Below are 18089 nucleotides of genomic sequence, written 5' to 3'. Positions count from 1 at the left end.
CCGCGTGAAGGCGGAAGAGGTTCCGATGGCTGCGCCACGCTCTCTCAACGATCTGAGTGTCAACATCAAGGTTGTCGCCGCGGTGGGTGCCGCCGCGCTGGTCGCGCTGGTGATCGGCAGCATGGGGCTGCTGTCCCTCAGCGACGCCAGCGCCTCGGCGCAGACGATCTACCGTGACAACGTCGCGAGCATCAAGGCGGTCGGCCAGCTGAAGGCGGCGGTGGCCCAGACCCGGGTCGATCTGGCCAATCAGGCGCTGTCGCAGGACGAAGCGGCCACGACGCGTTTCGCCCAGGGTTTCGCGGCGGATCTGCAGACGTTCGACGCGGCGATGGCCGCCTACCGGGCCGGCGGCCCGGCCGCGGACCCGGCGGTGATCGACGAGCTGGAGCAGACCTGGCGGGCCTACGCCGGAATCGCCCGCGACAAGATGCTGCCCGCCGGTACGCGCAACGACCTGGTCGGCTGGGCGAAGATCCGCGACACCGAGACGGTGCCGCTGCTCAAGGAGGTCTACGACACCGTGGCGGCTCTCGACGCGATGGAGACCGACGATGCCGCCGCGAACGCTGCCGCGGCGAAGTCGGGATACGAGTCCAGCCGGCTCACCTCGATCGTGGTGCTGTCGGTCGGGCTGGTGATCGCCCTCGGCCTGGGGGTCCTGGTGGCTCGCAAGATCGTGCAGTCGCTGGCCCGGGTCAGGAACGTCTGTGACGGCCTGGCCGAGGGTGACCTGACCCGGACCACCGGCCTGACCTCGCTCGACGAGCCGGGTCAGATGGGCCGTGCCCTGGACACCGCCATGGTCCGGCTGCGCGAGACGATCTCCACCATCGACGGCTCGGCCGCCACCCTGGCCAGTGCCACCGAGCAGATGACCGGCACCGCGGCTCAGATCGCCGCGTCGGCCGAGGAGACCACCGTGCAGGCCCAGGCCGTCTCCGCCGCCGCGGAGCAGGTCTCGCGCAGCGTCGATACCGTCTCCTCCGGCAGCGAGGAGATGGGCGCGTCCATCCGGGAGATCTCCCAGAATGCGACCGAGGCGGCCCGCGTGGCCGAGGAGGCGGTCAGCGTGACCGCCGAGACGTCGGCGACCATGGGCAAGCTGGGCGAGTCGTCGGCGGAGATCGGCAACGTCATCAAGGTGATCACCTCGATCGCCGAGCAGACCAATCTGCTCGCCCTCAACGCCACCATCGAGGCGGCCCGCGCCGGTGAGATGGGCAAGGGCTTCGCCGTCGTCGCCTCCGAGGTCAAGGATCTGGCGCAGGAGACCGCCCGGGCGACCGAGGACATCTCCCGCCGCGTCCAGGCCATCCAGTCGGACACCAGCGGCGCGGTGACGGCCATCGAGGGCATTTCGGCCGTCATCGCCCGGATCAGCGACTTCCAGACCACCATCGCGTCCGCCGTCGAGGAGCAGACCGCCACCACCGCGGAGATGAACCGCAGCGTGTCGGAGGCGGCCGGCGGCACCGGCGAGATCGCCCAGAACATCACCGGGGTCGCCGAGGCGGCCCGGCTGACCAGCCAGGGTGTCGGCGAGACCCGGCAGGCCACGGCCGAGATGGCCCGGATGTCGACGGAGCTGAGCGGGCTCGTGGCCGCCTTCCGCTACTGAGCGCAGCTCACACAGGTGACTGCGAACGGGCGGACGGCCAGCCGCTCGGCCGGGATGGCCTTGCCACAGCGCTCGCAGAAGCCGTAGGTGCCGGCCGCGGACCGTTCCAGGGCGGCGTCGAGGTCGGCGAGGCGCCGGCGGCCCGCGGCGAGCAGGGCGGTCAGCTGGGCGCGTTCGAAGGCGATCGTGCTGCCCTCGGGGTCGTGCTCGTCGTCGGCGTTCGACGACCGGGACGCCTCGAAGAGCTCGTGCAGGTCGGCGTCGAGCCGCTCGACCTGCGCCAGCGCCTCCTCACGGAGGCGGTGCAGCTCGCCGTCACGGTCCATGCCGCGACCGTACGCCGCTCAGGTGCGGAACGGGCCCCGCACGCAGTAGGTGATGCCGTCCGTGATCAGCCCCGACCGGCCCCGCTGCGACGAGAAGTAGAGCCGGTCCCCCTTCGGGTTGAACGCGACCCCGCACAGCTCCGACTTCTCCTGTCCCGTGACCGTCAGGAACCGCGACACGCGCCCCGACGGCGTGACCACGCAGATGTCCATCGAGCCGTTGTCCTCGGCCACGTAGAGGTCGCCGGACGACGAGCCGGTCAGGTTGTCGACACCGGTCAGGGGCGCCGGCCCGGGCTTGACCAGGTTGTCGTCGTAGGCGAGGCGGAACCGCCCGGCGCCGAGGTCGACCTCCCAGATGCGCCCGTCACCCTTGGTCGTGAACCACACCGTGCCACCGGCGTAGTAGCAGCCCTCACCGCCGTTGAACGGCTTGGCGGCGCGTACCTGGTGGCGGGTCCGGGCCGGCGCACCGCCCGGGTCGGGCACCTTTTCCCAGGTGAAGGCGCCGGAGCTGCCGTCACCGGCACAGAAAACCTGCAGCGTCCCGGCGGACAGGTCCGGCCAGCGGTCCGGCACGAAGCGGTAGAACCGCCCGTCGGGCTCGTCCTCGGTGAGGTAGACGACCTTGCGGTCCGGGTCCGCGGCGGCGGCCTCGTGCTTGAACCGGCCCATCGCCGGGCGCGCGATCGCCGGACCGCCCTTCGGGAACGTCTCGAAGACCCGGCCGCGGTCGATCTCCTCGCAGGAGAGCCAGGTGTCCCACGGCGTGCCGCCGCCCGCGCAGTTGCTGGTCGTCCCGGCGAGGATGCGCTTCGCGCCGGTGACACGGCCGTCGGCGTCGAACCTGATCATCGAGGCGCCGCCGCGCCCCGCCGGGGGCGGCACCTCGGAGTTGGAGGCGTAGATCCATCCGTCGCCGTCCGGGAAGGTCGCACCGCCGTCGGGCGCGTCGTGCCACTTGTACCCGGTGCCCGCGACGCGGTGGCCGGAGCGGGCCACGACGCTGCTGGTGAACCCGGCGGGCAGCTTGATCCCGTGGGCGTCGGCGGACCTCAGCGGCCCGTAGGGTCCCGCGCCCGGCTGGGCGGCCGCGTAGGCCGCCGACCAGCTCGTGAACGGCAACGCCACGGCGCCCGCGCCGAGCACGGTGGCGCGCAGCAGGGTCCGACGGTCCATAACTATCCCCAAATTCTGGACAAAACGCCATCATAACCGCAGGGCCTACCCTTGGGCGCTGTGAATGACCTCGTGATCGCCCGAGAGCTCAGTGCCGAGCTCGGGGAGACCTTCTGCCTGACGTTCGTGAAGAACGCCGACCCGTCCGAGGCGCTCCTGCGGATGGGCGGCTACCCGGACACGCTGCGCGAACGCACACCGGAGGAGTTGTCCGGCCCGCCGATCGCCGCGGCGCTGTCCCTCGGCACTTGGTCGGTGGTCGTCGAGCCCGCCGGGACGCTCGGTGCCGACCATGCCGTGCTCGAGGCGGTCTCCCGCGGCACCGCCGCCGTCTCGGTGCTGCGCAACGACGCGGCCGCGGCGCACTTCGGATATGCGGTCGACGGAACGACCGTGTCGGGCTTCGACCCGGGCTACCCGGCGCCGGAGACGACCTGGGGCTCCGACCCGGGGATGCTGCGCCACCTGATGGACGCGCTGGGCCTGCAACCGCCGTCCGACGAGTCCGAGACGACCTGGGAACACGCCGAGGCCAAGGCCCTCGTGCTGGCGCAGCGCATCACGGGCGTCCGGGTGCCGGCCGGACCGCTGCGGAGTGCGCGGCTCTCGGCCCGGCTCGAACCGTGGTTCGTCACCCCGGCCCGGCGTGGTGACCTGCTGCGCGCCGGGCGACGGACACCCGAGGCCGCCGAACTGGTCGCCGCGGCCGAGGCCGCGAAGCCCGAGGTCCAGCGGGCGGTCGCCGTGGCCGAGCTGCGCCGCCAGGCAGCGGTCCTGGGGATCACCGGCACTCCCGGCCTGGACGAGGCCCTCGCCGGTGGCAGCCCGGTGGCCATCGGCTCACCGCTGGGCCTGAGGGTCCGCGACTGGCTGGCGGAACCGCAGGACGATCCGCTCGGCTTCTTCGTGCGGGCGCTGCGCGGCGTGCTGGACACCGACTCCCGGGTGGCGGTGCTCGCCGCCCTGCGCCCGCTCGCGGACGGCCCGGAGATTCTGGCCGATGACGCGGCCCGGGACGCCGCACTGGCCACCCTCCGCGCCACGACCGCCTGAGCCGCGAGCAAGCGGACAGGCCGTGGTCAGGCGGTCAGGACGTCCGAGCGCTGGTCGAGGTGTTCGGCGATGCGCTGCAGGGCGGTGATCGTCTCGCGGTCGCGGGACGGGTCGTCCTCGTCGGGCCAGGCGCTGCACTTGACGATCACGACGTCGGCCACCGGGTCGACGAAGAGGTACTGGCCGTGGACACCCAGGCCGGTGAACGCCCGGTGGTCGCCCGCGAGGGTCCACCACTGCCCGGCGTACCCGTAGTGGTCGTAGCCGCTCGGGCCGAGCGCACCGACGGCCAGGTGCGGGACGGTACGGACATCGGTGCGGCGGACCCAGGAGCGGGGCACGATCTGTTCGCCGGCCAGCCGGCCGTCGTGGGCCATGAGCAGACCGACACGGGCCAGGTCACGGGCGGTCGCGTTGAACGAGCCACCACCGACCGCGGTCCGGGGGCGCGAACGGGTCAGCCAGTAGTACGCGTCCCGGTCGGCGCCGATGCGGCTCCACAGGTGCTCGGCGGCGTACTGGGCGAGGGTCCGGCCGGTGGCCGCCTCGAGGATCCAGCCGATGAGCTGAGCGTCCAGGGTGGAGTAGTTGAAACGCGTGCCGGGGATGGCCGTGCGCGGGGCCGTGCGGAGCACGTCGAGCACGGTGCCGCGGCCGAGGCAGGCCTCCTCGAAACGTTTGATGTCGGCGCCGGGGAGATCCCACTGCTCGGGGCCGCCGACACCGCTGGTCATGTCGAGCAGGTCGCCCAGCGTGGTGCCGTCGTACGCCGTACCGGCGAAGTCGGGCCGATAGGCCGTGACCGGATCACGCAGGCTGCCGATCGCGCCCTGCGCCAGGGCGATGCCGACCAGCATCGAGGTGATCGACTTCGACAGGGAGAAGAGCTGGAACCGGGCACGCGGCCCGGCGAACCGGCCCGGGTAGGACTCGTGCACGACCGCACCGCGGTGCAGCACCACGAAGGCCGTCGTGTGCGTGCGGCGGTGCAGGTCGGCCAGGGTGTGGTCGCGGCCGTCGAAGCGGTAGGTCAGGTCCAGCGGGCGGGACTCCCCCGGGAGCGGAAACCGGAAACCACCGCGGGAGACACGCTCGCTGGGCAGGAGCCAGTTCATGTGGGTGAAGGTCCACTCGTTGAACGGGCGGCTCATGATCAGGTCGCCCTGGCGCTCCTGGCAGGACTTGCCCGAATGCCGGGTGCCCTCGTGAAAGTGCTGGTCGGTCACGTTGGTCATGACAGTTCCCCGCCGTCCTCGCCGAGCCGGTGCACGTGGTGTGCCTGGTACGAGACGTCTCGGAACTGTTCACGGACAACGGGGCGAGTTGGTTCGATCAGTCTGGAGAACCGATCGAACCAACTCGATGAACGTCAGCTCAGGGGCAGGACGACCCGGGAGATGCCGAGCCGGACACCGACCTCGGTGCCGGCCGGGTAGCGCAGGGTGTGGTCACGTTCGGTGGAGATCAGGACCACCCCGATCCGGTGGCCCGGCGCGAAGACGTGGTCCTCGGTCTGCAGATCCCAGGTGAACGTGTACGCCTTCCCGGCCTTGATCGGCGAGGTGTGCGCCGCGGACATCCGGTTGCGGGCGTCGATCCAGCCCCGGGTGACGATCTCGGACGGGGTCTGCGCCGTCACGTACTCCCGGCGGGTGAAGCAGCCCGGGTCCTCCGGGATGCCGGGGCCGACACAGTCCTGGACCGGCAGCGACCGCAGGCCCGCATAGCGGTCGGCGACGCCGTAGTCGACGAGCAGCGCCGTCAGGTAGGGCGACTTGCCGGCCAGATCGGCGCGCACGGTGATCTTCGGCGTACCGGAGAGGCGGGTCTCGCGGGTGAGGGGCGCGGAGAGCCAGGCCAGCCTGTTCGGGTCGGTGCTGAGCTCGTTGTCGGCCAGCTCCTCGGCGGTCTGCGAGGGGTCGTCCACGAAGGACTGACGCTCGAAGGGCCAGGACGGCCGGGGCTGGAGGCCGGACTTCCCCAGGAACATCGAGGTCGCTTCGGTGCCGGGGACCGGCCAGGTGGTGGAGGTGCGCCACACGGTCGGGGCGACCTCGACGTCGGCCATCGGTTCCTGCATGATGCCGGTGTCGATCTTGTAGAGCCACTGGTCGAACCAGCGGTGCAGGGTCGTCAGCCACTCGGTACGGCGGACGTTGAACGGGTCGGTGTGCCCGGCCTGGTGCAGCCAGATCTTGCGCGGCACGTTGTTCTTGGCGAGCGCGTCCCACCACTGGCCCGCCTGGATGGTCCGGACGTTGTCGTCGTGCAGGCCGTGCACCAGCAGCACACTCGAACGGACCTTGCCGGCGTCCCGCACGTAGTCACGCTCGGCCCAGTACCTGCTGTAGTCGCCCGTGACGCGGTCCTGGTCCTGTTCCAGGTCGGCCATCACCTCGGCGCAGACCTCGGGGTTGTCGCGCGTCAGCACCGCCTTGGCGAGCACGTCCGTGTCCTCACCCTGATAACCGCCGGGTGCCACGACACCACCGTTGGCGCGGTAGTAGTCGTACCAGCTGGAGATCGCGGCGATCGGGACGATGGTCTCCAGGCCGCGCACGCCCGTGGCGGCGACGGCGTTGGGCAGGGTGCCGTTGTAGGAGACGCCGATCATGCCGGTGCGGCCGGTCGACCAGTCGGCCCGGACAGGCTTGCCCTCGGCGTCGAAGCCGGGCGCACGGCCGTTGAACCAGTCGACGACCGCCTTCATACCCAGGGTCTCGTTGCGGCCGCCCGAGGTGGGGCACCCGTCCGAGCCGCCGCTGCCGAGGCTGTCGGCGAAGACCACCGCGTAACCGCGCGGCACGAAGTAGTTGTCCAGGTAGCCCGAGAAGACGATGGACTCCGCGCGGTCGGCGCCGGGGGCGGCACTGCGGCGCGCGTCGGAGCCGTCACGGTCGATGTCATCGTGGTTCGGGACGTCGTTGAGCCCCGCGTAGTAAGGGCTGGCCTGGAAGATCACCGGCACCTTGGTCTCGGTGCGGGGACGGATGATGCGGACGGCCACCCGGTCGGGCTTGCCGTCGAAGTCGCTGTCGACCTGGGTCTGCACCCAGACCTGCTCCCGGACGGCCTGACTGTAGTCGTGGACCGGTTCGGTGCCGGCGGCGACGGGAGCCGCCTGGGCGACCGCGGCGGTGGCCAGGACCGTGAGGGCTGCGGTGGTGACGGCGGCGAGGGTGTGCGCCACACTTCGGACGGTTCGCATCCGGTGACACTATCGCCTGTCATCGATGTTCGAGACCCGTCCGACACGGCCTGGTAGAACTGGTCCGGTGAAGTCCTGGATCCCGGCGGTCGCCGCACTGGCACTGCTGACGGCTTGTGACAGCACGCCGTCACCCTCACCTTCCCCCTCTGCGTCGGCCTCCTGGACACCCCCGCCCTTGCGGCTGCCCACCCTCGCCGCCGGCGCGCCGTGCCCGGTCACCGTGCCGACGCCGGTGAGCCCGCCCGGTGATGCCGTGCTCGGGGACGCCCCGGTGCACCCGATCGCCTACTACTTCGGGCCGGGCACGACCCTCGCGCTGCGATCCGAGAACCGCCTGCCGGACGGCGCCTACGAGGCGAAAGTCCGCTGGACCAGCGCCGGTTACCTCGGACCGGTCCTGATCCGCGCCGGCCGCATCGACGGCCCGGGGACGGCACTGAGCAAGTTCTCCTACGTCGGCGAGGACCGCGACGGCGGCCACTACGCCGTCATCGAGAACGACCCGGGTGACCTGCCGGGCACCACCACGGTCGGCGGCCCCGGCTGTTACGCGATCCAGGCCGACGGCACCAGCTTCAGCACCACCATCGTCTTCCGGGCGCGTTAAGCGATCCTTCAGCGCCCGGCCCGACCATCGGGGCATGCTGAGCTCGGTCGTGAGGTCGATGATCACCGGTGCGGCTCTTGCGGCGGCGGTCATCGCAGGATGGGGAAGTCCGGCCGCCGCGGCGGATTCCGGAGTGCACCTCGACGTCACCACCCCCGAAGCGGTCCACGAGCCCGGGGCCGGGGTGCCGCTGCGTCTGGTGGTGACCAACCGGCACGACGAGCCGTGTGTCCTGGCCTCGGTCGCCGACGCCTCGGTCTCCGTTCTTGCCGCGACCCGGGACGGCCGGCCGCTCACCCCGTCGTTCGCCCGCGCCCTGATCGGGTCCGGCTCGGGCACGATCCTCACCCGGTACGCCCGCAGCATCGCACCCGGCGACACGGCGTCGTTCACGCTGGATGCCGTCCAGCCGCAGGGCCTGACCACGGTGACTCCCCTGCGCGACCAGTCGGCGCTGGAGACGACCTGGCCGACTGCGGACGCCGGCACCTACCGCGTCGACCTCGCCTACCAGGTCCCGGCGATCGTGGGCGCCGACGCCTGCACCGGCCGGAGCAACGTCGTGACCGTCGCGTTCGAGGTCGGGGAGCCGGGCCCGTCACGGCTGCTGCTCGCGCTGCTGACCGCCGGCGCCCTCCTCGTGATCCTGCTGCTGGTCGTCGTGATCCTTCTTGTCGTCCGCCGGCGTTCGACGGCCGCGCCGGTCCTGGTGCTCCTGCTGGTGGTGGCGGGGACGCTGACCCTGCCGGGGCGGGCGCGAGCGGACATCGTCTACAGCGGTGGCTCCGACACGGCGTCCAACGTGGTCTACGGCGGGTGCGCGGGTCTGATCGGGGACTTCAACCCGGACCTGTGGGAGCAGCTCGACGGCCGGGGCAAGGGTGCGCCGACCGTCCGGATCTACCAGTGGATCTACTCCGAGCGGGTGCAGCTCGGCGGTGACTCCCGCAGCTCTCTGATCAAGTGGGACTACCGCGACAAGAGCCATATCGAGGGTGAGGCCGCGGGGGTCAACTACGACCCGTGCGCCGAGCTCTACCACGAGCTCGTGCACGCGCAGGACGCCGCGAACAACAAGCTGAGCGACGCGAAGTGCGGCGACAGCAACGTCTTCGTCGACGAGATCCGGGCGACGTACGCCGAGAACGCGTACCGCACCTCCCACGGGCTCAAGCCCCGGACCGGGTACGGCGGTATCGCGCTGCCTGCGACCCTCGACGACTGCGCGCCCGGCAAGAAGACGAAGAAGGACAAGACCGCCAAGCCCGCGCCCGGTACGTCAGCACCGGCCAAGAAGGCGCGGCGGTGCGCCTCCGGCAGCTGTGCCGTGTCCAACGGTGATCCGCACCTGACCACGTTCGACGGTCAGCAGTACTCGTTCCAGGCGGTCGGTGAGTTCGTCGCGGCAGGGGATCCCGGCATCCAGGTGCGGCAGGCGCCGCTGCCGGGGTACCGGACGGTTTCGGTCAACAGTGCGGTCGCGCTGCGGGCCGGTGACACGCGGCTCGGTTTTTATCTGGTCGACGGGCACATCGTGGTCCACCGGGACGGCGACCCGGCCACGGTGGAAACGGGCGACACGCCCCTCCCCGGCGGGGCGGTGCTCGGTCGCAGCGTCGACCAGTACACCGGTGACATCTACGACGTGACCTGGGCGGATGGTGCGGTGGCCTCGGTCTGGCGGACCGGCGCCTACGGTCTGGTCCTCACCGTCGCGCCGGCCGCGAACCGCCGCGATGACCGGTCCGGCCTGCTCGGGGACTTCCCCGGTACGGCCCAGCTCTATACGGCGTTCGCCGACAAGTGGCGGGTCACCGACGACACGTCGCTCTTCGACTACGCGGACGGCCAGAACACTGCCACGTTCACCGATCGGGCCTTCCCCTCCGAATCGGAGCCCACGCAGTCGCCGGCACGGGCCGAGGCGGCCAGCGTGGCGTGCAGTGCGGCCGGGGTCACCGGCGCGACCGACCTGGCCAACTGTGTGCTCGACGTGTCGCTGACGGGGTCGGCCGACTTCGCAACGATCGCGTCCGACATCGCCGCCCTCGTCTCCGCACCGGCCGTCGGCGACCCGGCCTCTTCGGTCGCCTCCGTCGAGCAGGCCGGCGCGGTCGGCCATCAGACCTTCGCCGGGAAGGAGGGCGAACGCGCCTACATCGAGGTCGAGTCGTCGTCGTTCGACGACCAGTGCGGCTCCCTGACGGTGCGCGCACCCGACGGTCGCACCATCGGGCTCGGTTGTGTCAAGACCGGCGGCGTGATCGACGGCGCGGCCCTGCCCGTCGACGGCGAGTACAGGATCGACGTCGACCCGGACGGCGACGCTGTCGGCGAGGTGAGACTCGGCATCGTCGTGTCGAAGGACCAGCGGGAGAAGATCTCGATCGGCGGCGGACCGGTGACCGCGACGATCGGCGACCCGGGCGGGCTGGCCCGGTTCACCTTCACCGGGACCGCCGGGCAGACGGTCGCGGTCGACGCGAGCGGCGCCAGCATCCCCGACCAGTGCGGCGTTCTCCAGATCCAAGCCTCCGACGGCGCCGGCCTCGCCGAAGGCTGCCTGGCCCGGGGTGCCGGGCGCCTGGAAGACGTGACACTGCCGCGGGACGGCACCTACCGCCTGGTGGTCGACCCCGCGCGTGCGGGCACCGGCGAGGTGACGCTCCAACTGCACTAGATGCATCGACACACATCAGTAACACGGGTCGCGGGCGGGTGTAACCGGGCGGTCACAGAATCAGGCGTTCCGTGACCCCACATTCCGGAGGCAGCCGTGCGTGAAAGTGTCAGCCGTCGGCGGTTCCTGCAGTCCGTCGGTGTCAGCGGGGGTGCCGGCGCCCTCTTCGCCACCATGGGAGCACTCGGGCTGGCACCGGCCGCCGCGGCGCCCGCGCCACCGTTCGACCCGCCGCGGAAGTCCGACTTCAGTCTCACCGGGCGCAGCGCCAAGCGGGTGGTGATCCTCGGTGGCGGCATCGCCGGGCTCGCCGCGGCGTACGAGCTGGGCAAGGCCGGGTACGACTGCACGATCCTGGAGGCCCGCGGGGTGGCCGGCGGGCGCAACCTCACCGTCCGGGGCGGCACGACCGAGACCGATCTGGACGGGCAGACGCAGCGGGCGTCGTTCTCCCCCGGCATCTACCTCAACGCCGGCCCGGCGCGCATCGCCCAGTGGATGGTCACCCTCGACTACTGCCGCGAGCTCGGTGTGCCGATCGAACCCTTCGTGAACGCCAACGCCGACGCGCTGATCTACAACGAGGCGAACGGCAAGCCCGTCCGCTACCGCACGGCAAAGGCGGACGTCTACGGATACGTCTCGGAACTGCTGGCCAAGGCCACCGACCAGGGCGCCCTCGACGGTCAGCTGACCGCCACCGACAAGGAACGGGTGCTGTCGTTCCTGCAGAGCTTCGGCGCCATCGGGGGCCGCACCGCGGGCTGGGAGTACCAGGGCACCAACCGCCGCGGCTACGCGAGCTACCCCGGCGCCGGCAACGACGCCGGGACGCCCCTGGACGGTCCGGCGGCGCTCGCGGACGTCTTCGCCAGCAACGTCGGACGCTACTTCAGCTTCGAGTTCGGTTACGACCAGGCCATGATGATGTTCCAGCCCGTCGGTGGCATGGACCGCATCCCGTACGCCCTGAGCCGCGCGATCGGCGCGGGCAGGATCCGGCTCGGTGCCGAGATCACCGCCGTGACCGACAAGCCGGACGGTGTCGAGGTCACCTACCGCCGCGAGGGCCGGACCCGCACGATCGAGGCCGACTTCTGTGTCGCCGCGCTGCCACCGCACCTGATGGCCCGGATCCCGCACAACCTCGGCACCGCGGTGCAGTCGGCGCTCGGCTCCTTCCCCGTCACCGCCTCCGGCAAGATCGGTCTGGAGTACGCCGGCCGCTGGTGGGAGAACGACCTGCGGATCTACGGCGGCATCACCGAGACCGACCTGGACGTCTCGCACATCTGGTACCCGTCGACGGGCTTCCACGCCGACCGAGGCCTGATCGTGGGCTACTACAACACCGGTGCGAACGCCCGCGCGTACGGCTCGCTGACCCCCGAGCAGCGTCTGCTGCGGGCGGTCGAGCAGGGCGTGAAGATCCACGGCGAGAAGTACCGGTCGGAGCTGACCCACTCGTTCTCGATCGCCTGGCACCGTACGCGCTACCTCGAGGGCGCGTGGACCTCACCACCGTGGGGTTCGGCGGGTTACAACCTGCTGCTGCAGCCCGCCGGGCACGTGCACTTCGCCGGCGACTGGCTCAGTCACGAGGTGGCGTGGCAGCACGGGGCGTTCGTCTCGGCCCGTGCCGCCGTCACCGCTCTGCACCAGCGGGTGCTGGCGCACTGAATCAGTCGCAGGCGATCTTGTTGCCGTCGGTGTCGAGCTTCTGCCGGTCCTTGCCGGCCACGGCCAGCTTCTTGAAGCCGTGGTCGGCGAGCCAGGCGCACTTGTCCTTCGTGCCGGCCGGGAACGTCCACGGCACACACTGCGTGATCGTGCCGTAGTTGTGGTCGCACCCGTCGACGTTGGGACGCACGTAATGGGTGCTGGTCGGCGACGGGAGCGGCTTCTGCGGGCGTACCCCGGGCTGTCCGGCGAAGCTCTGGACGAACGGCTCGGCCTTTTTCGGCGGTGGAACCGCCCGTGTCGACCTGGTCGTGGGGGCAGCGGCGGACGACGTCACCGGCGCGGTCGCCCCGGGTGAGTCGAGCAGCGGCCAGGTGCTGTCGGTCGGCCGCGGGGCCGACGCGGCCGGCGGGGAGGTCTCGGACTCCCCCGCCGCCACGACGAACCAGGTCCCGGCGGCCACGACGCCGAGCACCCCGGCAATGATGGCGAGACGACGCTTGCCGGTCACTTGACCTGCACCCACTTGGCCACCGACGGCACGCCGTTGGTGCCGAGCACGTAGAGCATGTACCAGCCGGGCGGGGCCAGGTTGGGGTTGCTCGTCAGGTTCAGGCCGATCTTGTTGCCGGTGACGGTCATCGGCAGGTCGACGTAGCGCTGGTTCGGGTCGCTGGAGTGCGTCACGGCCTCCGGGCGGATCAGGGACGCCTTGAGGACCGGGCCGTCCACGGTGATCTGCTTCGTCGTGCCGTAGGCCCACGCCGTGCCGCCCGCCACGTCCAGGATCTGCGGCCGGCTGCCCTTGAACAGGTACGGCGGCGAGTAGACCGAGACCCGCATGTCGAACGAGCCGTCGCCGGGGTTGTCACCGACGGACATGACACGCCCGTCCGGCAGCAGGAACGCCGACGAGTGGTACCCGCGCGGCACCGGGTCGGTGGCCATGTTCGGGGTGAACGTGTTGGTCGCCGGGTCGAACATCGACGCCTCGAACACCGGGTCGGCGCGGTTGTGCAGGGCGCCACCGGTCTCGAAGACCTTGCCGTCGGGCAGCAGGACCGCGGAGACGTACATCTTGCCCTGGGTGGCCGTCTGCGGGACGCCGCCGGTCAGCTTGCCGGTCGGCAGCAGCGGGCCGGCCTTGTACGCCGGGCCGGCCACCTTGAGGTCGATCAGGTCGGTGAGGCGGTTGGCGTCGGGGTTGCTGTCGATGTTGCCGCCGCCGACGGTCAGGACACGCTGGTCCTGGGCCGGGGGCAGCAGCACGCTCATGGACTGGTCGCGCTCGTCCTTGCGCTGCAGGCCCGGCACCGGCGTGATGGTGGCGGCGTTGTAGTCGTAGATGGACGCGCCCGTGCCGGGCAGGCCGTTGCCGAAGACGTGGCTGCCGCTGTAGAAGAGACGGCCGTCCTGCATCAGGATCATCGACGGGTACAGGCCCCAGAAACTCCAGGTCTGCTTGGCCTCGTTCAGCGTGAGCCAGCGCTGCTGGGCGCTGTTGAAGTACTGCGTGGCGACGGTGCCGGACGAGTCCTCACCGAGGCCGCCGAGCGAGATGACGTCACCGTTGCCGAGCACGGTCGCCGACGGGTACCAGGAGCCCGACGACATGTCGTTGACCTTGGTGTACGCCATCGTGTCCGGGTCGAAGATGTAGGAGTCCTTCAGGCCCTTGTAGCCGTGGCTGCCGTCGGCCGCCGGATAGTCCTTGTTGCCACCCATGATCAGGACACGTCCGTCGGCCAGCTGGACGTGCCCGGAGCAGAACAGGTCGGCGGGCGTCGCGACGTTGGTGAACTTCCCCGTCGTGGGCGAGTAGACCGCCGTGGTGAAGGTGCCCGCGGCGAAGGCGGCCGGGTCGTTGCCGGAGCCGGCGACGAGCAGCACGTTGCCGTTCTTGAGCACCACCGCGTGGATGCCCCGCACCGGCGACTTGAACGGCATGACCTGCCACGCACCGGCGGTGCAGGCGGGACCGGCACTGCACGAGGTGCCGGGCGCGGCCTGCGTCGCGTCCACCATCGAGTAGTCGTCGGTCTGCAGCGTGCCCGCGCCGTAGATCGTGACGCCCCAGACGACCTGGTCGGTGCCGGCGGGCACGGGCGGCGTCCGGACCGTCTTCTGCTTCCAGGCGGTCGACGTGGTGAGCGTGGCCAGATCGGTCCAGTAGACCCAGCCCTGCTCGACGTCGTGCCGGAACATCGTCATCACGGTGTTCGGAGTCGTCGACTTGTACCAGGCGGAGACGTCGTACTGGTGTCCCGGCGTGACATTCGGCGCGCAGGACGGGTTCTCCAGCATCAGCGCCTTGCGGTCACCGCTGGTGATGGCCTTGACGGTGATCTTCATGGCGTTCGCACCACCGTGCGGCGCCGTCTTCGTGACCTCGAAGGTGTGCGTGCTGTCGCCCCAGCCGGACTGCTCCCAGCAGACCGGGAAGCCGTTGGCGCCGAGGGCCTCGAAGCCCGGGTTGCTCAGCAGGTTGGCACCGGCGAAGGACTTGCCGGGCACGGCCAGCACGAGCAGCAGGGTCAGGATCACCACCTGGCCGATGCGGACCCGGTCGCGCCGGCTGAAGAGCGGGCGGGGGTTGGTGCGGCCCCGCAGGTCGCCGAGGGCGCCGATCATGATTTCTCCTTGTCGACCCGGCGGATCTCGATCCGGCCGTCCACCGGCCCGAACGAGGCGACCGGTGTGGAATTTGCCAGCACCTTGGTCACGGTGGGCAGCGTGCTGAGGTCCTGGCGCAGCGCCGGTGTGGACACGATGTAGTCCACGTCGCGCCACCCGCCCGGCAGCCGGGCGGCGACCTCCGTGTCGAGGTCCAGCTTGTAGAACCAGATCACGTTCTCCCGGCTGTACCCGGCGTTGACCGCGTCGAGCCAGAGCACGTCGTCGAGGACGATCGTGGTGTCCGGCTGGTCCGGCAGGTCGTTCCGCAGATAGTTCGCCGCGGCCAGGTAGCTCGCGTTGTCGTCCGTGGTCAGGGCCCGCTCGACGCCGACGTACCAGCGGGGCACCACCAGGGCCAGTGCCGTCACCGCGGCCAGGCCGACGATCGACCAGCGCCACCAGGACCGCTCCGGCCGGAGCCGGCGGACACCCTCGTCGGCGACACCCGCGATGACCAGAGCGAAGAACGGCAGGACCTGCACGACGTACATGGCGGGGAGGTAACCGCCGGGCCGCAGCGCGACGACGGCCAGGATGGTCGCGGCGATCGCGGGTGCCCGCAGCCGGCGGACGGCCAGCGCGACCACGGTGGCGACCAGACCGGCGGCCAGGATGACCGCGTCGTAGTAGAGCCACGACGTGATCAGCGAGTGCGTGCCGGAACCCTCGTCGAGGACGGTGCCCGTGCCCGAGCGCGACATGAGCTGGAACTGCCAGGCGCCGATCAGCGACACGTGCCCCTCGCCGGGGAACAACTCGCCGCGCAGCAGCGCGTAGAGCGGGTAGAAGACGCCGACCAGGACGATGCCGCTGGTGTAACCGCCGAAGGCCCACGGTCGCGTCGACGTCCGGGCGGCGTTCTGCCACATGGCCACGAGCACGGCCGGCACGGTGATCAGCATCGTCTCCTTGGACAGCACCGACACCGCTGTCGCGGCGCCCGCGGCGGCGTAGTGCCACAGGTGCTTGCGCGGGGAGAGCGCCAGCGCCAGGGCGCCGAGCATCCAGGCGACCGCGAAGCTGTCCAGGTAGATCTGGCGGTTCATGGTGATGGCCAGCGGTGACAGGCCGAAGATCAGCAGGGCGGACGCGGCGGCCCAGCGGGAGAACTCCAGCCGGCGCCCGATCAGGTAGACCAGCAGCAGGCTGGCCGCCACGACCGGGATCATCGCGATGCGCCCGCCGGCGACCGCCAGCAGGTCCGGCGCCAGCACCGCCGGCACCCACGCCAGCCCGGCCAGCTGGATCCAGGCGAGCGGCGGGTGGTCGTACCAGTAGGTGTAGTGGGCGAGACCGTGGCCGTTCTGGACCGCCCAGGCCTGGGCCAGGTAGGTGCCCTCGTCGTCGGTCGCGGTCGGGAAGCCGGTGATGTTCCAGGCCAGGAAGAACAGGACCACGGCCGTCAGCCCGAGAGCGACGTAGAGGTCCGTCCGGGACCCGCGCGGGGGCGGGGGCGGCGCCTCGATCTGGTCCGGGACCGGGGCGAGAATGATGACCTGGGTGGGGGCCTCGGTTGCCATGCTCATGCGGCGGCACCACTCTCGGCCGGGACGTGCTTCTGATCGAGGTGCGCGCCGGTGTGGGCGGTCAGTTCCCAGTCGCGCTTGCCGGTGTACTCACGCCAGACCGCGCGCAGCGCCGCCACCGCGAGCACCACGGCGAACGGGAAGGCGCCGAGCAGCAGGCGGGCGTAGTGGTGCCAGCGGATGCGCAGGTCGTAGTGCTTGCCGAAGTCGCGGAGGCCGACCGTCTGGAAGACCAGGTTGAAGGCCCACGGGATGACCGGGACGAAGGTGATCATCGCCACGAAGACCGGAAGCCGGGCCCAGATGGCGATCGCGATGCCGATCGGGATGACGATGCCGGAGAAGCCCTGCAGGAACGGCTGCGTCAGCGTGTAACGGGCGAGCAGACGCTGGCCGAAGGCGGGCAGTCGGTGCCAGTCCCCCTTGCGGTAGACCTGCAGGAAGCCCTGGTTCCACCGGGTGCGCTGCTTGAGGAACGACGTCAGCGTGCCGGGGGTCTCCTCCTTGGTCACGATCGCCGAGTCGTACGCGACGACGACCCGGGCACCCTGGCTGGACAGCCGCACGCCCAGGTCACAGTCCTCGGCGAGACAGTTGCCGTCCCATCCCCCGGCCGAGCGCAGCACGTCGGTGCGGACGAAGACGGTGTTGCCGCCCAGCGGGATGAAGCCCTTGGCCGCGTGCAGGTGCAGCCGGCTGCGGAACCAGAAGTAGTACTCCAGACAGTTGTGCAGGCTGTACCAGCTGGAGTGGAAGTTGATGAGCTGCACACCGCCCTGCACCACGTCGGCGTTCGTCGACCGGAACGCGTGGTCCACATGCTCCAGCAGCAGCGGGTCGACCTGGTCCTCGGCGTCGAAGACACCGACCACGTCACCGCGGCAGTAGGGCAGCGCGGTGTTCAGCGCCCGCGGCTTGTTCTTCTGCTCGTTGGTGTCCGTCACGACGAAGATGCGGCCGGGCGAGCGCGCGGCCACCCGGTGTGCCACCTCGGCGGTCTCCGGGTCGTCGTGGCCGACGATGATGATGATCTCGAAGCCCTCGTGCGACGACTCGAGCAGCCGCCCGACAGTGTGCTCGAGCACCGCCTGCTCGTGCCGTGCGGGCACGAGCAGCGAGAACGTCAGCCGGTGCGCGCCGTCCGGCGCGGCGAAGCGGGTCGACGCCAGCGTCTCCGGCGTACGCCAGGCGTGCATCGTCCACCACAGAGTGACCGCCGCGAATCCGGCGAGCACCAGGGAAACCACAATCATGACGGCGGCAGCCAAAGCCGTTTGCCTTTCCGGGGTGAGGTGGGCCCCACTCCCACCAGCGGACCGACAATAGCCAATAGCGAGGCGATTTCAAGTTCGCGGATCTCTTTTTCACAACGACGCGGCAACGCTTCGCAAAAAGGGGTCGCCGACGGAAACACGGGCTTCATTTATGACCCGGGAAAAAGGCGAACACCGCCCCCATGTCGAGTCCCGTTCCGACATCTCGGGATTCGCCGGGTTGGGGGTGATTCGAGACTCATCCACTCACCGGCGT

Annotated in this window: 13 protein-coding genes; 5 read left to right on the top strand and 8 right to left on the bottom strand. The window is 70.7% G+C overall.

All coding sequences use genetic code 11. From position 1 onward, the window contains the following. Positions 1-25 precede the first annotated feature (25 nt). Positions 26-1621: a methyl-accepting chemotaxis protein gene (locus AFR_RS18355; RefSeq protein ID WP_023362293.1), complete on the top strand. Its 1596-nt coding sequence runs from the start codon at positions 26-28 to the stop codon at positions 1619-1621. Here the strand turns inward: AFR_RS18355 and AFR_RS18350 are convergent. Then, the gene (locus tag AFR_RS18350; protein WP_023362292.1) at positions 1615-1947 is read right to left on the bottom strand and encodes a TraR/DksA family transcriptional regulator; all 333 of its coding nucleotides are present in this window, start codon (positions 1945-1947) and stop codon (positions 1615-1617) included. The genes AFR_RS18355 and AFR_RS18350 overlap by 7 nt on opposite strands. Positions 1948-1965: 18 nt before the next feature. Continuing rightward, positions 1966-3126 carry an alkaline phosphatase PhoX gene (locus AFR_RS18345; protein WP_023362291.1) on the bottom strand — a complete coding sequence of 387 codons (1161 nt, stop codon included), beginning with the start codon at positions 3124-3126 and terminating at the stop codon, positions 1966-1968. A 60-nt stretch (positions 3127-3186) separates the two neighbouring features. On the opposite strand from AFR_RS18345, the gene AFR_RS18340 reads away from it, so the two are divergent. After that, on the top strand, positions 3187-4179 hold the full coding sequence (locus AFR_RS18340; RefSeq protein ID WP_148307999.1) for a DUF6461 domain-containing protein: 993 nt from the start codon (positions 3187-3189) through the stop codon (positions 4177-4179). A 26-nt stretch (positions 4180-4205) separates the two neighbouring features. Here AFR_RS18340 and AFR_RS18335 read toward each other — a convergent pair whose 3' ends face one another. Continuing rightward, positions 4206-5414 (bottom strand): serine hydrolase domain-containing protein, encoded by a 1209-nt coding sequence (locus tag AFR_RS18335; protein WP_023362289.1) that lies wholly within the window; start codon positions 5412-5414, stop codon positions 4206-4208. Between the two features lie 134 nt (positions 5415-5548). Then, complete coding sequence (locus AFR_RS18330; protein ID WP_023362288.1) at positions 5549-7387, bottom strand: Xaa-Pro dipeptidyl-peptidase; 1839 nt, start codon at positions 7385-7387, stop codon at positions 5549-5551. Between the two features lie 67 nt (positions 7388-7454). Here AFR_RS18330 and AFR_RS18325 point away from each other — a divergent pair, with 67 nt between their 5' ends. The 3 genes from AFR_RS18325 (at position 7455) to AFR_RS18315 (ending at position 12357) form a co-directional block, all read left to right on the top strand. Further along, a complete protein-coding gene (locus AFR_RS18325) occupies positions 7455-7997 on the top strand; it encodes a hypothetical protein (protein ID WP_148307998.1) in 543 nt (180 codons plus the stop codon). Between the two features lie 34 nt (positions 7998-8031). Further along, positions 8032-10677, top strand: coding sequence for a hypothetical protein (locus AFR_RS18320; protein WP_023362286.1), 2646 nt, complete (start codon positions 8032-8034; stop codon positions 10675-10677). A gap of 96 nt (positions 10678-10773) precedes the next feature. After that, positions 10774-12357 carry a flavin monoamine oxidase family protein gene (locus tag AFR_RS18315; protein ID WP_023362285.1) on the top strand — a complete coding sequence of 528 codons (1584 nt, stop codon included), beginning with the start codon at positions 10774-10776 and terminating at the stop codon, positions 12355-12357. A gap of 1 nt (position 12358) precedes the next feature. On the opposite strand, the gene AFR_RS18310 is transcribed toward AFR_RS18315, so the two are convergent. Genes AFR_RS18310 through AFR_RS18295 form a run of 4 tightly spaced genes read right to left on the bottom strand, consistent with a single transcriptional unit; the run spans position 12359 to position 17812 of the window. Then, positions 12359-12868, bottom strand: a complete 510-nt coding sequence (locus tag AFR_RS18310; protein WP_023362284.1) for a hypothetical protein — start codon at positions 12866-12868, stop codon at positions 12359-12361. After that, positions 12865-14988: a galactose oxidase early set domain-containing protein gene (locus AFR_RS18305; protein ID WP_023362283.1), complete on the bottom strand. Its 2124-nt coding sequence runs from the start codon at positions 14986-14988 to the stop codon at positions 12865-12867. The genes AFR_RS18310 and AFR_RS18305 overlap by 4 nt, the downstream gene beginning before the upstream one ends. After that, entirely contained in the window at positions 14985-16559 is a 1575-nt protein-coding gene (locus AFR_RS18300; protein ID WP_238547302.1) for an ArnT family glycosyltransferase, read from the bottom strand. The genes AFR_RS18305 and AFR_RS18300 overlap by 4 nt, the downstream gene beginning before the upstream one ends. After that, the gene (locus AFR_RS18295; protein ID WP_041840960.1) at positions 16556-17812 is read right to left on the bottom strand and encodes a glycosyltransferase; all 1257 of its coding nucleotides are present in this window, start codon (positions 17810-17812) and stop codon (positions 16556-16558) included. Before AFR_RS18295 ends, AFR_RS18300 begins: the two co-directional genes overlap by 4 nt. Positions 17813-18089 lie beyond the last annotated feature (277 nt).

This window comes from Amorphoplanes friuliensis DSM 7358 (assembly GCF_000494755.1).
Taxonomy (GTDB): Bacteria; Actinomycetota; Actinomycetes; order Mycobacteriales; family Micromonosporaceae; genus Actinoplanes; species Actinoplanes friuliensis.
Note: the sequence above shows the minus strand (reverse complement) of the source record. Positions and strands in the feature narration are given on the sequence as shown.

What these genes read in the sequence shown, in the direction of transcription:
- AFR_RS18355 (WP_023362293.1), top strand. Translation starts at nt 26, where the DNA reads ATGGCTGCGCCACGCTCTCTCAACGATCTGAGTGTCAACATCAAGGTT.
- AFR_RS18350 (WP_023362292.1), bottom strand. Translation starts at nt 1,947, where the DNA reads ATGGACCGTGACGGCGAGCTGCACCGCCTCCGTGAGGAGGCGCTGGCG.
- AFR_RS18345 (WP_023362291.1), bottom strand. Translation starts at nt 3,126, where the DNA reads ATGGACCGTCGGACCCTGCTGCGCGCCACCGTGCTCGGCGCGGGCGCC.
- AFR_RS18335 (WP_023362289.1), bottom strand. Translation starts at nt 5,414, where the DNA reads ATGACCAACGTGACCGACCAGCACTTTCACGAGGGCACCCGGCATTCG.
- AFR_RS18330 (WP_023362288.1), bottom strand. Translation starts at nt 7,387, where the DNA reads ATGCGAACCGTCCGAAGTGTGGCGCACACCCTCGCCGCCGTCACCACC.
- AFR_RS18320 (WP_023362286.1), top strand. Translation starts at nt 8,032, where the DNA reads ATGCTGAGCTCGGTCGTGAGGTCGATGATCACCGGTGCGGCTCTTGCG.
- AFR_RS18305 (WP_023362283.1), bottom strand. Translation starts at nt 14,988, where the DNA reads ATGATCGGCGCCCTCGGCGACCTGCGGGGCCGCACCAACCCCCGCCCG.
- AFR_RS18300 (WP_238547302.1), bottom strand. Translation starts at nt 16,559, where the DNA reads ATGAGCATGGCAACCGAGGCCCCCACCCAGGTCATCATTCTCGCCCCG.
- AFR_RS18295 (WP_041840960.1), bottom strand. Translation starts at nt 17,812, where the DNA reads ATGATTGTGGTTTCCCTGGTGCTCGCCGGATTCGCGGCGGTCACTCTG.